Consider the following 15,733-nt stretch of genomic DNA (forward strand, 5'->3'; position numbering starts at 1 on the left):
TAACCGCGATGGCTTTGCTTCAGCTGGAGCGCATCAGCGCACAGTACCCCGGCGCCGCCGAACCGGTACTGGCGGATATTTCCCTGAGCCTTGGGCCCCAGCAATTGCTGGTCGCCCTCGGTCCGTCCGGCAGTGGCAAGACCTCGCTGTTGAACCTGATTGCCGGTTTCGTCGAGCCCAGCGCCGGGCGCATCACCCTTGATGGCGTGCCGGTCAAAGGTCCGAGCGCCGAACGCGGCGTGGTGTTCCAGGACGATGCCCTGCTGCCTTGGCAGGACGTGCTGGCCAACGTCGGTTTCGGCCTGGAACTGGCCGGCATTGCGCGGGAAAAACGTGAACTGCGCGCCCGGGAAATGCTCGCCTTGGTGGACCTTTCCGGTTTCGAAAACCGTCGAATCTGGCAACTCTCGGGCGGCCAGAAGCAACGAGTCGGTCTGGCCCGTGCGCTCGCTGCTGATCCGCGTGTTTTGCTGATGGACGAACCCTTCGGCGCCCTCGACGCCTTCACTCGCGAACAAATGCAGGAGTTGCTGCTGCAAGTCTGGCAGCGCACCGCAAAACCGGTATTTCTGATTACTCACGACATCGAAGAAGCGGTGTTTCTCGCCACGGACCTGATTCTGCTGGCACCAAACCCTGGGCAAATCGTTGAGCGCCTGAGCCTGGATTTCGGTCAGCGTTATGCCGCCGGTGAGTCCGCTCGATCAATCAAGTCCGACCCGCGCTTTATCGAAACCCGCGAACACGTGCTCGCCAAAGTGTTCTCCCAACGCAGCGCCGTCCAGCGGCAGGAGCGCGCATGAGCACCTATGAAATTCCCGCCGCGACGGTGAAGTCGAGTTCGACGGTAATTGCGCTACGTCGCAGTTTGAACACGCGCTGGATCAGCGTACTGACGCTGGTCGCTCTCGTTGCTATTTGGTGGGCCGTCACCGCCACTGGAATGATCGAACCGCTGTTCCTGCCGCCACCGTCCGCGGTGCTGCAAAAAGGCTGGCTGCTGGTGACCACCGGCTACATGGATTCAACGTTGTGGCAGCACCTGGGCGCGAGTCTCAGCCGAATCGGTCTGGGTCTGGGCTTCGCGGTGTTGACCGCCGTGCCGGTCGGCATCGCCATCGGCCACAACCGCATCGCTCGCGGCATTCTCGATCCGCTGATCGAGTTCTACCGCCCTATTCCACCGTTGGCTTATCTGCCGCTGATCGTGATCTGGTGCGGCATCGGTGAGCTGTCGAAAGTCTTGCTGATCTACCTCGCGATCTTCGCCCCGATCGCCATCGCTACCGCGACCGGGGTGCGTACCGTTGACCCGGCCAAATTGCGCGCCGCGCAGTCGTTGGGCGCGACCCGGGCGCAGTTGATTCGCCATGTGATTCTGCCGAGCGCGTTGCCGGACATTTTGACCGGTGTGCGCATTGGCCTGGGTGTGGGTTGGTCGACGCTGGTCGCCGCCGAATTGATCGCCGCCACCAGTGGTTTGGGGTTCATGGTGCAGTCGGCCGCGCAGTTCCTGGTCACCGATGTGGTGGTGCTGGGGATTCTGGTGATCGCATTGATTGCCTTCGCCATGGAGATGGGCTTGCGCGCCCTGCAACGTAAACTGGTGCCGTGGCATGGCATGGCTCACTAAATATTTTTGGATCGGCGCCCCGGATTGAAGAGAACACCATGAGCAACCTGACCATCGTCCCCTTAAGCTACGCCCTCGGCGCACACATCAGCGGCGTCGACATCAGCCAACCACTGAATCTGGTGCAGCGCGACGCCATCGAGCAGGCGCTGCTCAAGCATCAAGTGTTGTTCTTCCGCGATCAGCCGATCACACCGCAGCAACAGGCGCGTTTCGCCGCCAATTTCGGCGACCTGCACATTCATCCGATCTACCCGAATGTGCCGGAACAACCCGAAGTGCTGATCCTCGACACCGCCGTCACCGACGTGCGCGACAACGCGATCTGGCACACCGACGTGACCTTCCTGCCGACCCCGGCCCTGGGCGCGGTGCTCAGCGCCAAATTGTTGCCGGAGTTTGGTGGCGACACGCTGTGGGCCAGCGGTATCGCGGCGTATGAAGCGCTTTCGGCGCCGATGAAAAACTTGCTCGAAGGGCTGACCGCCACCCACGATTTCACTCGTTCGTTCCCGCTGGAACGCTATGGCAACACGCCGGAAGCCTTGGCCCAGTGGGAAGAAGCGCGCAGGAAAAACCCGCCGCTTTCACACCCGGTGATTCGCACCCATCCGGTGAGCGGACGTCGGTCGTTGTTCGTCAATGAAGGCTTCACGTCGAAGATCAATGAGCTGTCGGAGACCGAAAGTGAGGTGATTCTGAAGTTTCTGTTTGCCCACGCGACACGGCCGGAATTTACCATTCGCTGGCGTTGGCAGAAGGACGACGTGGCGTTTTGGGATAACCGCGTGACACAGCATTACGCCGTGGATGATTACCGACCCGCGCGGCGGGTGATGCAGCGGGCGACGGTGTTGGGGGATGTGCCGTTCTTCCGGTAACCCCGGATTCTTTACTGTTTGTTCTGGCCCCTTCGCGAGCAAGCCCGCTCCCACATGAGAACGCAATCTAATGTGGGAGCGGGCTTGCTCGCGAAGGCAATCTGACAGGCGCCAAAGGTTCTGGCGCCGAATACTTACTCAGCTGTAGAGGGCTTCTCCCAAAGATTGACCCCACCCTCTTGGGCAAACCGGTCAATCTCCGCCAATTCCTCCGAGCTAAAGCTCAAATTCTTCAACGCCCCGACGTTCTCGATAATTTGCTCCGGCCGGCTTGCACCGATCAGCGCCGACGTCACGCGCGGATCGCGTAACGTCCACGCCAATGCCAGCTGCGCCAGGCTCTGACCGCGACGCTTGGCGATCTCATTCAGCGCACGCACATGAGCGATGTTGGCTTCGGACAGATGCGCCGCCTGCAACGAACCACCGCCCGGACGATTGACCCGCGCGTCCGCCGGCACGCCATTGAGGTACTTGTCGGTCAACAAACCCTGAGCCAGCGGCGTAAACGCAATCACGCCCGTACCGAGTTCGTCCGTCGTATCCAACAGGTCTTTTTCCACCCAACGATTGAGCAGGTTGTAAGCCGGTTGGTGAATCAGCAACGGGACTTTCCACTCTTTCAGCAGTGCGGCCATTTCACGGGTTTTAACGCCCGAGTAGGAGGAGATGCCGATATACAACGCCTTGCCCTGTTGCACGGCGGTGGCCAGTGCGCTGGCGGTTTCTTCCAGCGGCGTGTCCGGGTCGAAGCGGTGAGAATAGAAGATGTCCACGTAGTCCAGGCCCAGGCGCTGCAGGCTCTGATCAAGGCTGGCCAGCACGTATTTGCGCGAACCGCCGCCCTGACCATAAGGGCCGGCCCACATGTCCCAACCGGCCTTGCTCGAGATGATCAGCTCGTCGCGATACTGCTTGAAGTCTTCACGCAGCAAACGACCGAAATTGATCTCGGCGCTGCCATACGGCGGGCCGTAGTTGTTGGCCAGGTCGAAATGATTGATGCCGAGATCAAACGCAGTACGCAACAACGCGCGCTGGGTGTCGATCGGCGTGCTGTCGCCGAAGTTGTGCCACAGGCCCAGGGACAGTGCCGGCAGCACCAACCCGCTGCGACCCACGCGGCGATAAGGGATGGAGTCGTAGCGGTTTTCGGCAGCGGTGTAGGTCATCGAATCCTCTCTTGTCTGTCTTGAAGTTGGTATCGACTGTTTCGCAAGTTGCCCAGCATACGCCCAGACAAACGCCGATAAACCTCGGACTCGAGAAAATGCTGAAACGTTTCACATATTTCATCTTTGCCGCCCGTTGATCTTTGGAACCGCGGCTACTGTGCCCCCGCAAAGACTTCCCCCAGCCAATCCACAAACACCCGAACCCGTGGCGACATGTGTCGGTTGTGCGGATACAACACCGAAACCGGCATTGGTGGCGGTGGCGTGTCGATCAGGACTTCCTGCACCAGGCCTTGGGAAATCTGCGTTTCCATTCGGTAATGCGGGCACTGGATCAGGCCCAACCCGGCAATCGCCGACGTCGCATAAATTTCCGCGCCGAAAACTGAAAGCGCGCCATCGATAGCCACTTCCTTCAGCTCGCCATCCACCATGAATTCGAAGGGAAATAACTTCGCAGTCGTGCGCGATACATAGTTCACGGCACGATGATGTTTCAGGTCGTCGAGGCTTTTCGGTTCGCCGTATTTGCGCAGGTACGCGGGGCTGGCGCAGGTGATTTGGCGCAGGTTGGCGACGCGGCGGCCGATCAGCGCGGAATCGCCCAAGGTGCCGGCGCGCAGCACGCAGTCGACGCCTTCAGCGATCAGGTCGACAAAGCGGTCGGCCTCGCTGATGGACAGTTCGATGTCCGGGTAACGCGCCATGAACTTTGGCAATGCCGGAATGACGAAGTGTTTGGCCAGCGTGCCGTGCAAATCCACGCGCAACCGGCCCTTCGGCGCGACGCTACGAAACGCCAGTTCGGCTTCTTCCAGTTCCGCCAGCAGCTGCACGCAACGCAGGTAGTACGCCTCGCCGTCCAGCGTAGGACGCACCTTTCGAGTGCTTCGCTCCAATAAACGTGTACCGAGCCAGGCTTCGAATTGATTCAGCGTGTGGGTCAGCGTCGCCCGCGGCAGGTTCAAGTCATCAGCCGCCAGCGTGAAGCTGCTGCGCTCGTAGATCCGCACGAAAACCTTCATCGCTTTGACTTGATCCACGCGGGTCTCCTGGCGGTCGATTGTTGGCGATTATTGAACAGTCAAGGCAACTCTCGTGCATTTATCCGCCTGAGTAAACATGTGAATCTGGCTTCACCCAAGCCATTAACTTCAAAGGAATCACCGCCATGACTACTCAAACTTCGAAAGTTGCCATCGTGACCGGCGCCTCCCGCGGCATCGGCGCGGTGATCGCCAAACAACTGGCCAAACAAGGTTTCGCCGTCGCCATCAACTACGCCAGCAGTGCCACCGAAGCTTCAAAACTGGTGGTCGAATTGCGTCAGGCCGGCCACCAGGCCATAGCGATCAAGGCGGATGTAGCGAACGCCGACGACGTACGCCGGATGTTCGACGAGACCGAAACGCAACTGGGCAAAGTCGATGTGCTGGTGAACAACGCCGGTATCCTCAAAGTCCTGCCGCTGGCGCAACACACGGATGAGCTTTTCGATCAGAACTTCAACATTCACGCTCGCGGCACGTTCAACACCCTGCGTGAAGCCGCTACTCGCCTGAACGCTGGCGGGCGGATCATCAACTTCTCCAGCAGCACCGCCGGCATGAACCTGCCGGGCTACGCGGTGTACATCGCCAGCAAAGCGGCAGTGGAATCCCTGACCCAGGTGTTCGCCAAGGAAATGCGCGGTCGCAATATCACCGTCAATGCCGTGGCCCCCGGTCCGGTCGCAACCGACCTGTTCCTGCACGGCAAGAGCGAAGAGCAGATCCAGAACTTCGCCAAGATGGCCCCGCTGGAACGTCTGGCTCAGCCAGAAGACATCGCCCGCGTTGTGTCTTTCCTGGTCGGTCCTGATTCGGCGTGGGTCAACGGGCAAATCCTGCGCGTCAACGGCGGGCTGGTTTAACTATGCTCACTTGACACCGCAGCGCCCCTATCGCGAGCAGGCTCGCTCCCACAGGATTGCTACGACATTGTGGGAGCGAGCCTGCTCGCGAAGGCGGCGCCAAAAGCAACACACATTCGAAGGGCGGAACACATCATGCACACCACGATCATCATCACCTTCGGCCTGATCCTCCTGGCGCTGATGCTGTTCATCGGCGAGAAAATCGGCTTCAGTCGCCAAGTCCTGGCCTTCAGTTTTGTCGTACTGTGGCTGGCGCTGACCTTGATCAACGGCGCGGTCGGCATGGTCAATGCCGGCCAGCTGTTCAGCACGGAACTGGTGGTCGGCAGCGCCGTGTTCGGTGTACCGGTGGCGGCGCTGGTGTTGTTCATGGTGTTGACCACCGAGACGTGAGTGTTCGATCAACGCACCAAATGCAAGAACTGCAGGTGCCGTTCGTACTGATCGAGGATGTCGTTGATGACCTGCTCCTTGCTGTAACCCACCAGATCGTAATCCTGACTGCCCTCGCTCAAATGCACTTCGGCCCGGTAATAACGACGGTTATTGAGTTCCTTGGAACCCATGCCGCCACGGGCAAACGACGGTGTGAAGTAGCCACGCATCTGCACCTGATAAATGAACGGATGCTCCTCGCCATGACCGATTTCCAGGCTGACGTTGTCGTTGGTCGGGTCCGGTTGAGTGACCACCTTCAACCCCTTCTCGACGAACACCGCCGAGACTTCTTCGATTGCCGGACGCACCGTCGTATCGAGGAAGCGATAGACCTCATCCCGTGACGGGAAATGCACGGCCTGACTCAGGCGTTGACGCCAGCCGCCACGCCGCGAGCCGGACACCGGTGCCAGCGAATGCAGTTGCGCGATCTGCTTCTGCGACTCCAGGTAGAACGCCTTGTGCAGCCCCCACATCATCAACAGCAAGATCATCGAGAACGGCAACGAGGTCAGCACCACCGCTGACTTCAGCGCATCGATGCTGCCGGAAAACAGCAGCGCACTGGTCACCAGCGCGGTCATTGCGCCCCAGAACACTCGCAGCCATTTCGGCCCGTCTTCATCGGGATTGCCGCCCTTGGCGGACAGTGTCGACAGCACCACGGTGCCGGAATCGGCAGACGTCACGAAGAACACGAAGCTGATGAACACCGTGACCGCGATGACGGTTTTGCTCCACGGGTAGGTTTCCAGCAGCAGGTAAAGGGTCATCGATGGGTTATCGATGGCCGACATACCGAGCGCGCTCATGCCGTGATTGAGGACTTGATCGATGGCGCTGTTGCCGAAGATCGACATCCACGCGAGGGTGAAGCCGAGCGGAATCAACAGCACGCCGAAGACGAATTCGCGGATGGTCCGGCCACGGGAAATCCGTGCGATGAACAGGCCCACGAACGGCGACCATGCGATCCACCAGGCCCAATAGAACACCGTCCAACCGCCCAGCCAGTCGCTGGGTTTGTCGTAGGCATACAGGTCGAAACTCTTCATCGGCAAGGCGCCGAGGTAGTCGCCGATGTTCTGGATCAAGGTGTTGAGCAAATGCTGGGTCGGGCCGGCGAACAACACGAACAGCAGCAGCGCGCAGGCCAGCAGCATGTTGATGTCGGACATTACGCGCACACCTTTATCGACGCCGGACACGGCGACGATGATCGCCGCGCCCATCATCAGCGTGATCAGGCCGACCTGAATCCACTGGGTGTGAGCGATGCCAAACAGATAGTCCAGACCCGAGTTGAGGTGCAACACGCCAAAGCCCATGTCGGCACCGAGGCCGAACACCGTGGCGATGATGCCGAAGCCGTCCACCGCGTAACCGATGGGGCCGTTGATGCGCTTGCCGATCAGCGGATAGAGCGCCGAACGCAGGGCCAACGGCAGGTTGTGACGGTAGGCAAAGTAAGCCAGCGCCATGCCGACGAAAGCGAACACACCCCAGCCGTGCAGGCCCCAGTGCAGAAACAGAATCTGCATCGCCTGACGCGCCGCATCCGCCGTGCCGGCTTCACCTTGCGGGGGTTGCGCCAAATGGGTCAGCGGTTCGGACACGCAAAAGAAAAACAGCGTGATGCTGATGCCGGCAGCGAACAGCATGCCGGCCCAGGACAGGTAACTGAATTCGGGTTCGTCGTGGTCGGCACCGAGCTTGATCTTGCCGTAGCCAGACAAGGCGGTGACCACCACGAAGACCAGATACAGGGTCATCGCGAGCATGTAGTACCAGCCGACCGTGTTGGCCGCCCAGTTTTGCGCTTCCAGAAGCCAGGCGCCGGCTTGTTCAGGCATGGCGATGACGATGATGCCGAACAGCAAAATGAACGTCGCCGAGAAGTAAAACACCGGCGGATTCATGCGGACCTGGCCGCTGGCGGGGGTGGGCGATGCACTCATGAAAGGTGCACCTCGAGGGGGTGAAACAGGGCAATCAGTAACGGACTCGGCAAAGGCAAGCCTCCTGTTGTGAGCGGGCAGCAAACCGACGGTTTAACTTGAATGAGCGTTCAAGTTAAACATGAATAGGGTGCTAAGGACTAATCGCAAGGCTCGGCGGCACTGTTCGTACGCTAGCTCAAGGATGGGATGTGGCGAGGGGGTTTGCCCCCGTTGGGCCACGAAGTGGCCCCAAAATGGGTGATCCGGATTCCTGACACAGGCTATTGGCTAGCTTTGCGGCTGCTGCGCAGCCGAACGGGGCGATGCGGCGTTCCGACAAGCCCCCTCGCCACAGGGATATCGTCAACCGGGCTTACTTCTGCGTCCCGTCATCATGCTGCAGATTTGCCTGAGTCAGGTTGCTCCCCGCCGGCACGCTGCGGGTCAGCCAGACATTGCCGCCAATGGTCGAGCCCTTGCCGATGGTGATCCGGCCCAGAATTGTCGCACCGGCATAGATCACTACGTCATCCTCGACAATCGGATGTCGCGGCTGCCCCTTCTGCAACTGACCGTCTTCATCCGCCGGGAAGCGCTTGGCGCCCAACGTCACGGCCTGATAAATCCGCACACGCTCGCCGATGATGGCGGTCTCGCCGATCACCACACCCGTCCCGTGATCAATGAAGAAGCTGCGACCAATCTGCGCGCCAGGGTGAATGTCGATGCCGGTGGCCGAGTGCGCGATTTCCGCGCTGATTCGTGCCAGCAGCGGCAATCCGGCGCGGTACAAATGATGGGCCAGGCGATGGTGAATCACCGCCAGAATCCCCGGATAGCACAGCAACACTTCATCGACACTACGAGCCGCCGGATCGCCGTGATAGGCCGCCAGCACGTCGGTGTCGAGCAGACTGCGCAGCCCCGGCAATGCGAGGGCGAAGTCCTGAATGATCTGAATGGTCTTGGCCTCTACTTCGGTGTCGGCCTGGGCACTGTGGCGAGCGGCGTAGCGCAATTCGAGTCGCGCCTGAGCCAGCAACGCGTTCAATGCAACGTCCAGCGTGTGGCCGACGTAGAAGTCTTCACTCTCCTCGCGTAAATCCACCGGTCCCAGGCGCATCGGGAACAACGCGCCGCAGAGGGCTTCGAGAATCTCTGCCATAGCCGCTCGGGAAGGCAACTCGCGACCGCCCTGTTCGGTGCTGGCGCGGCCATTTTGTAGACGCCACTGGTCACGCGCCGTGCGCAGTTGGCTGACGATGGTCTGCAGTTGCCAATGACTGGAACGCTCGCTCACGGTAAAAACTCCTCACGGGCGGCCGGACTGTCTGGCCGCGTCAACGGCGATTACTTTACGGCATGGTCTGGAAGCCGAATTAAGAACTGATTGTGCTTTGCTCAGCACTTTTTGGCATAAGGCCGATTGGCAGTTGCCCCGCTAAATAGGCGTGCCTATAGTCCTGTCATCTCCCTCCGCCAGTACGGACCCATGATCAAACAACAGCTTGCCCGCTTTAACCGCCTCGACCTGCTCGGTCATCCTACCGCCCTGGAAAAACTCGAACGCCTGTCGACCTGGCTGGGCCGCGATGTGTACGTCAAGCGTGATGACCTGACGCCGCTGGCGATGGGCGGCAACAAGCTGCGCAAGCTCGAATACCTGGCGGCCGATGCACTGGCACAAGGCGCCGACACCTTGATCACCGCTGGCGCGCTTCAGTCCAACCACGTGCGCCAGACTGCCGCCATTGCGGCCAAGCTTGGCCTGGGCTGCGTAGCCCTGCTGGAAAACCCCTTGGGTACCGACGACGCTAACTATGTCGGCAACGGCAATCGACTGTTGCTGGACCTGTTCGATGCCAAGGTCGAGTTGGTGGAAAACCTCGACAACGCCGACGAACAACTGCAGGCCCTGGCCGATCGCCTACGCAACAACGGCAAGAAGCCGTATCTGGTGCCGATTGGCGGCTCCAATGCGTTGGGTGCTTTGGGTTATGTCCGTGCCGGGCTGGAATTGGCCGAGCAGATCAAGGACACCGGGCTGACATTCGCGGCCGTGGTTTTGGCTTCGGGCAGCGCCGGGACCCATAGCGGTCTGGCGTTGGCGTTGAGTGAAGCACTGCCGGATTTGCCAGTGATTGGTGTCACGGTTTCTCGCAGCGACGAAGACCAGCGCCCGAAAGTCCAGGGCCTCGCCGAACGCACTGCCGAGCTGCTGGGCGTGAGCCTGCTAGCGAGTTTCAAGGTCGAGTTGTGGGACGAGTATTTCGGCCCGCGCTACGGCGAACCGAATGCCGGGACGTTGGCCGCCGTGAAGCTGGTGGCAAGTCAGGAAGGTTTGCTGCTGGACCCGGTTTACACCGGCAAGGCCATGGCGGGTTTGCTCGATGGCATCGGCCGTCAGCGCTTCAATGATGGCCCGATCATCTTCCTGCATACCGGTGGGGCGCCGGCACTGTTTGCCTACAAAGACTTTCTTTGAATGGTCGTTCCCACGCTCTGCGTGGGTACGATCTCGATCTCCGGCTTTATATTCAATAAAAGAATAATAAACTTATTATTCATTATTTTCCAATCTAAAGGCGCCATCATATAGTCACGCCGCAGGCGAATTTGCAGCGAGACGCATACGATGCTTTAGGGCAGGATATTGCAGTCGTTCAAATCCCGAATTTGCCAACATTCCTAAAAGCGTCTTCATAAGAAAACACAGGGGCTTGTCATGAATTTTTCCGCACTACGTCGAAACCTGCTGGTAGGTTCGCTGGGCCTGGCGCTGAGCGCCGGTCTGCTGGGGCAAGCGGTTGCCGGTGAGCAGCTGCAAAAAATCAAAGACGCTGGCGTGATCAACGTTGGCCTGGAAGGCACTTACCCACCGTTCAGTTTCGTCGACGCCGACGGCAAGCTGGCCGGCTTCGAAGTCGAGTTCTCCGAAGCCTTGGCCAAAGAGCTGGGCGTGAAGGTAAAACTGCAGCCGACCAAATGGGAAGGCATCCTCGCAGCCCTGGAATCCAAGCGTCTGGACGCGGTGATCAACCAGGTGACCATCACCGAAGAGCGCAAGAAGAAGTACGACTTCTCCACGCCTTACACCGTTTCCGGGATTCAGGCGCTGACCCTGACCAAGAACAAAGACACCATCAAGACTGCCGCCGATCTGGCCGGCAAGAAAGTCGGCGTAGGCCTGGGCACCAACTACGAGCAGTGGGTGAAAGAGAATGTGCCTAAGGCTGACATCCGCACCTACGAAGATGATCCAACCAAGTTCCAGGATCTGCGCGTCGGCCGCATCGACGCCATTCTGATCGACCGCCTGGCCGCGCTGGAATATGCCAGGAAGGCCAAGGACACTGCCGCCGCTGGCGAAGCGTTCTCCCGCCAGGAAGCCGGTATTGCCCTGCGCAAAGGCGAGCCTGAGCTGCTGGCCGCAGTGAACAAGGCCATCGACAAGCTGCGTGCCGACGGCACGCTGAAAAAGCTGTCGGAAAAATACTTCAGCGCTGACGTCACTCAATAATGGGAGAAGCTTTCCAACTCGCGCTGGATTCCGCGCCCTTCCTGCTGAAGGGCGCGTACTACACGGTGATCTTGAGCCTGGGCGGGATGTTCTTCGGCCTGGTGATGGGCTTTGGCCTGGCATTGATGCGCCTGTCGCGCTTCAAACTGGTGAGCTGGATCGCCCGCATCTACGTGTCGTTCTTTCGCGGCACGCCGTTGCTGGTGCAACTGTTCGTGATCTATTACGGCTTGCCGCAATTGGGCATAGAACTTGATCCGCTGCCGGCTGCCCTGATCGGCTTCTCGCTGAACATGGCGGCCTATGCCTGCGAAATCCTCCGCGCCGCGATCAGCTCCATCGAGCGCGGTCAGTGGGAAGCCGCCGCGAGTATCGGCATGACCCGCGCGCAGACGCTGCGCCGGGCCATCCTGCCGCAAGCGATGCGCACGGCTCTGCCACCGCTGGGCAACAGCTTCATTTCGCTGGTGAAGGACACCGCGCTGGCAGCCACTATTCAGGTGCCGGAACTGTTCCGTCAGGCGCAGCTGATTACCGCCCGTACCTTTGAAATTTTCACCATGTACCTTGCCGCCGCGCTGATCTACTGGGTTCTGGCCACGGTGCTTTCGCACCTGCAGAACCAGTTGGAAGCACGGGTCAATCGGCACGACCTGGAGTCCTGACCCAATGATTGTCGTGGAAAAACTGACAAAGCAGTTCAAGGGTCAAGTGGTGCTCAACGGCATTGATCTGGAAGTGAAGGAAGGCGAGGTGGTGGCGATCATCGGGCCTAGCGGCTCGGGTAAAACCACGTTCCTGCGTTGCCTGAATTTCCTGGAAGAACCCACCAGCGGCCGGATCAAGGTCGGTGACATCGAGATCGATGGCAGCCGTCCGCTGAACCAGCAGCAAGGCCTGGTGCGACGTTTGCGCCAGCACGTGGGTTTCGTGTTCCAGAACTTCAACCTGTTCCCTCATCGCACCGCCCTGGAAAACGTTATCGAAGGCCCGATCATCGTAAAGAAGATCCCGCACGCCGAAGCCGTTGCCCTGGGTAAAAAGCTGATGGCCAGGGTCGGTCTGGCGGGCAAGGAAGACGCGTACCCGCGTCGCCTTTCCGGTGGTCAGCAACAGCGTGTGGCGATTGCCCGCGCGCTGGCGATGGAGCCGGAAGTGATTCTGTTCGACGAACCCACCTCAGCCCTCGACCCGGAGCTGGTGGGTGAAGTGCTGGCAACCATCCGCAGCCTCGCCGAAGAGCGACGCACCATGGTCATCGTCACCCACGAAATGGGCTTTGCCCGGGACGTGGCGAACCGCGTGGTGTTTTTCGACAAAGGTGTGATCGTTGAACAAGGCGAAGCCAAGGCGCTGTTTGCCAACCCGAAAGAAGAACGGACAAAGCAGTTTCTCAGCAAGTTTCTGAATAACGCTCACCACTGAAACATCGCCTCACTACTTGTCAACTTCCATGGAAGGAAGTGACAACTACCCCTACTAATAAAACCCATCGATGTGTTCTCCTCGTTTATTCACTCGTCCAAATAATAGATAATTTTTTACAGCTGCGCGCGGTACATATATATATGTTCTGCAACAGAATAACCCCGCCTGAAATTCGCCAAACCCAGCGCCCTCATCGAACCTGCCTTCCCCGTCAGCAACGCGCTGAAAGCCCATAAAACAAGGTCAAGTTCGACAGAGCGGTGCAGCTTATTAACTTCAATGCGTAGGATTTTTCTGAATAACACTAGATTCAATACTTAACTAGCCAGCTCTATTGACACCTATTCAAGCGCACTCTTATCTAGTCTCCAACAGGCGTTTAACCTCGCACTCATCCACTATTTAATTTCATACACAGTGAACAGATTTGTTGCTCGGTAATTCACGCCTTTCGAACTTTCAGAAACGGACTTTCGCTGCAAGGCTTCAAGGAGAAACCCCATGACAAGCACTTCGAACAAACCCGAACTTGCGGCCCCGAGCCTGGCGCAATCCCACAAGACCTGCATCAACATCACTTCGGCGGAGCACCTGCTGATCGATGTGGCGCCCTACGCCGGTATGGACGAAGGCGACTTGATCGAACTGTTCTGGGATAACTGCTACGTGGCTTCCAGAGTGCTGACGGCCGACTATGTCGGTCAACCGGTCCAACTGCGTGTGCCCGAGAGCTTCATCGCCAATGGCACCTCTCGCATTCACTACCGGATCATGCAGATCGGGCAAGGACCAACCCTTTCAGCCATCAGACGGGTGCAGATCAAACTCGACTGCCCCGGCGGCCAACCGTCTGCGCTGTGCGGCGATGAAAACCAGAGTCTGGAGCCCGTGAACATCCCCGAGACCATTCGCCGTCAGGGAGTCAATCCGAACCAGATCAAACGCGGTGTCCCGTTGACCATCGAGCCTTACCTGAACATGGCCATCGACGACGAAATCACCCTGCGCTGGGGCGATGTGCGAATGGATCTGCCACGACTCAAGGCCGGCGATGTCGGCCAGCCGATCCAGGTCTGGGTGCCGCCGGCGATCATTCTCGAAGCCGGCGAAGACATGCGGCTGGAAGTGACTTACTGCATCCTCGACCGGGTGGGTAACAACTCCCGCTGGGCACCACCGCGCAGGTTGAAGATCGGTTGCGCCAATCCCTATTTGCAGGTCCCGCCTAAAGAGATACTGATGGCCGCCGAACCCCGCAAACACTGAGATCCCATGTAGCAGCTGGCGAAGCCTGCGTCCGGCTGCGCAGCAGTCGTCAAACCGGAGCTCGCGGTTTAACTGAATAACCGCAGTGTCTGATTTCACGACTGCTGCGCAGCCGGACGCAGGCTTCGCCAGCTGCTATGTATGGACTCGCCCCCACGTTCAACCTGCTTTTTGAACACTGCTACCCGGTTGCATCTATGTATGAGGCCTGTTCGAGGAAGCCTTCAACGGCTTCTGGCCAACATTGGGTAAGCTCGTGGTATGCCGATTACAGTAAGGCCTCAAGGGCCAGTAGCAGCTTAGGCATCAATCCGCGACGGTCTGACCTGGGTCAATGTTCTTCAGCATGGGTTGGAGCGCTTAACGCCCCGGTGGCAGAACTCTGTTATCAGTGACTCATCGCCGCCTCCTGGCCAGTGCCTGGCTGGCGACGATAAGTCTGGTCGTTTTGCAGTAGCACCCAGAGGATGCGCAGGTTGCGGTTGGCCAATCGCACGGCTGCCTCCTTGCGACCCAGGCGGGATATCCAACGCTGGAGACGTTGGTCATCCGGCTGCTGTGAATCGGGTCGTAGCTGTTTTAAAACGGCGTGGGCACCCTGGATCGTCAGACTGCGCAAGTAAGCATCGCCCTGCTTGCTCATCTTGCCCAACCGGACCTTCTCCCCGCTGCTGTGCTGGCTGGGCACCAAACCGAAGTAGGCGGCGAACAAGCGCGCGTTGGCAAAGCGTTTAGGCTCGGTCTGCTTGGCCAGCAGCGCCGTGGCGATGATCGGGCCAACGCCGCGCACCGTCATCAGCCGCTTCGCCGTCTCATCCTCCTTCGCTGCCGCTTCCAGCCGACCGGTCAGCACGTTGATGCGTTCGCCCAGTTGACCCCATTCACCCAGCAATTCGGCGATGAGTTCGCGCAGCAAATCGGGTAACGGCTGGGTGGCATCTTCCACTATCCGAGGCACGAGTTGGCTGATAGCCATTTCACCCTGCGCCATAGCCACACCATGTTCCAGCAGTAAACCGCGCATCTGATTGCCGACCGCAGTGCGTCGCCGTACATATCCCTGCCGGGCCCTGTGCAGAGCCTGCATCGCCAGCGCCGCCGCACTCTTGAGCGGTACGGCTGAGATCTTGCAATCGCGGCCTGCGCGCAAGATAGCCAATGCATCGTTGCGATCATTTTTCGGACCGCTGCGATGATTGGCCACATGTTGGGCCGGCAGGATGCGGACCGGATTACCCTGCGTCTGCAGCAATCGTGCCCATGCCTGAGCGCCTGGCCCGGTTTCCACCAACACCGTCACGCTCGCTGAAAGCTTATGAAGAAATGCCTGAAAGGCCTCACGTGACTTGATTCGATTCTCGAACAACACCTGACCGAGAGCATCCTCCCCGGCCAACTGAAAGACTCTTTTGGCAAGATCCACCGCAACTGTGGTGCATGCCGCCAGATCGGCTGACAAAAACTGATTGATCGTCGTATGCTTTTTCATGGCCTCGCCCTCGCTGTCGTTGGCTTCTATAAGAATGCCACCGTGGCG

15 protein-coding genes are annotated in these 15,733 nt (G+C 59.2%); 10 read left to right on the forward strand and 5 right to left on the reverse strand.

From position 1 onward, the window contains the following. Positions 1–8: 8 nt before the first annotated feature. From tauB to tauD, 3 genes are read left to right on the forward strand one after another with little or no spacing between them, the layout of a single operon-like run. Complete coding sequence (gene tauB / locus ACSQ87_RS30385) at positions 9–803, forward strand: taurine ABC transporter ATP-binding subunit (RefSeq protein WP_046045496.1); 795 nt, start codon at positions 9–11, stop codon at positions 801–803. Beyond that, complete coding sequence (tauC, locus tag ACSQ87_RS30390) at positions 800–1,633, forward strand: taurine ABC transporter permease TauC (RefSeq protein WP_223432628.1); 834 nt, start codon at positions 800–802, stop codon at positions 1,631–1,633. Before tauB ends, tauC begins: the two co-directional genes overlap by 4 nt. Positions 1,634–1,671: 38 nt before the next feature. Further along, positions 1,672–2,514 carry a taurine dioxygenase gene (gene tauD, locus ACSQ87_RS30395; protein ID WP_436275010.1) on the forward strand — a complete coding sequence of 281 codons (843 nt, stop codon included), beginning with the start codon at positions 1,672–1,674 and terminating at the stop codon, positions 2,512–2,514. Between the two features lie 134 nt (positions 2,515–2,648). Here tauD and mgrA read toward each other — a convergent pair whose 3' ends face one another. Together mgrA and ACSQ87_RS30405 are read right to left on the reverse strand one after the other, a co-directional pair. Beyond that, positions 2,649–3,686 (reverse strand): L-glyceraldehyde 3-phosphate reductase, encoded by a 1,038-nt coding sequence (mgrA, locus tag ACSQ87_RS30400; RefSeq protein WP_223432629.1) that lies wholly within the window; start codon positions 3,684–3,686, stop codon positions 2,649–2,651. 155 nt (positions 3,687–3,841) lie between these two features. Beyond that, positions 3,842–4,732, reverse strand: a complete 891-nt coding sequence (locus tag ACSQ87_RS30405) for a LysR family transcriptional regulator (protein ID WP_436275011.1) — start codon at positions 4,730–4,732, stop codon at positions 3,842–3,844. A 128-nt stretch (positions 4,733–4,860) separates the two neighbouring features. Between ACSQ87_RS30405 and ACSQ87_RS30410 the strand changes: the two genes are divergently transcribed. Together ACSQ87_RS30410 and ACSQ87_RS30415 are read left to right on the forward strand one after the other, a co-directional pair. Next, positions 4,861–5,601, forward strand: coding sequence for an SDR family oxidoreductase (locus tag ACSQ87_RS30410; protein WP_436275012.1), 741 nt, complete (start codon positions 4,861–4,863; stop codon positions 5,599–5,601). Between the two features lie 135 nt (positions 5,602–5,736). Beyond that, on the forward strand, positions 5,737–5,997 hold the full coding sequence (locus ACSQ87_RS30415; protein WP_223432632.1) for a hypothetical protein: 261 nt from the start codon (positions 5,737–5,739) through the stop codon (positions 5,995–5,997). 8 nt (positions 5,998–6,005) lie between these two features. Here the strand turns inward: ACSQ87_RS30415 and betT are convergent, their stop codons facing one another. Beyond that, complete coding sequence (betT, locus tag ACSQ87_RS30420) at positions 6,006–7,961, reverse strand: choline transporter BetT (protein ID WP_223432635.1); 1,956 nt, start codon at positions 7,959–7,961, stop codon at positions 6,006–6,008. Between the two features lie 394 nt (positions 7,962–8,355). Beyond that, positions 8,356–9,282 (reverse strand): serine O-acetyltransferase EpsC, encoded by a 927-nt coding sequence (gene epsC, locus ACSQ87_RS30425; protein WP_033058482.1) that lies wholly within the window; start codon positions 9,280–9,282, stop codon positions 8,356–8,358. Positions 9,283–9,474: 192 nt separating this feature from the next. Here epsC and ACSQ87_RS30430 point away from each other — a divergent pair, with 192 nt between their 5' ends. The 5 genes from ACSQ87_RS30430 to ACSQ87_RS30450 all read left to right on the forward strand — a co-directional run bounded on the left by ACSQ87_RS30430 (position 9,475) and on the right by ACSQ87_RS30450 (position 14,196). Further along, a complete protein-coding gene (locus tag ACSQ87_RS30430; protein ID WP_436275013.1) occupies positions 9,475–10,467 on the forward strand; it encodes a D-cysteine desulfhydrase in 993 nt (330 codons plus the stop codon). Between the two features lie 240 nt (positions 10,468–10,707). Further along, entirely contained in the window at positions 10,708–11,502 is a 795-nt protein-coding gene (gene tcyJ, locus ACSQ87_RS30435; protein WP_150656844.1) for a cystine ABC transporter substrate-binding protein, read from the forward strand. Further along, positions 11,502–12,167 (forward strand): cystine ABC transporter permease, encoded by a 666-nt coding sequence (gene tcyL / locus ACSQ87_RS30440; protein ID WP_074872530.1) that lies wholly within the window; start codon positions 11,502–11,504, stop codon positions 12,165–12,167. The genes tcyJ and tcyL overlap by 1 nt, the downstream gene beginning before the upstream one ends. Before the next feature lie 4 nt (positions 12,168–12,171). Continuing rightward, positions 12,172–12,927 (forward strand): L-cystine ABC transporter ATP-binding protein TcyN, encoded by a 756-nt coding sequence (gene tcyN / locus ACSQ87_RS30445; RefSeq protein ID WP_056745630.1) that lies wholly within the window; start codon positions 12,172–12,174, stop codon positions 12,925–12,927. A gap of 504 nt (positions 12,928–13,431) precedes the next feature. Further along, positions 13,432–14,196 (forward strand): hypothetical protein, encoded by a 765-nt coding sequence (locus ACSQ87_RS30450; protein WP_436275014.1) that lies wholly within the window; start codon positions 13,432–13,434, stop codon positions 14,194–14,196. A gap of 388 nt (positions 14,197–14,584) precedes the next feature. On the opposite strand, the gene ACSQ87_RS30455 is transcribed toward ACSQ87_RS30450, so the two are convergent. Next, the gene (locus ACSQ87_RS30455; RefSeq protein ID WP_436273574.1) at positions 14,585–15,685 is read right to left on the reverse strand and encodes an IS110 family transposase; all 1,101 of its coding nucleotides are present in this window, start codon (positions 15,683–15,685) and stop codon (positions 14,585–14,587) included. Positions 15,686–15,733: the final 48 nt, after the last annotated feature.

Source organism: Pseudomonas sp. LjRoot277, assembly GCF_964253845.1.
GTDB lineage: Bacteria > Pseudomonadota > Gammaproteobacteria > Pseudomonadales > Pseudomonadaceae > Aquipseudomonas.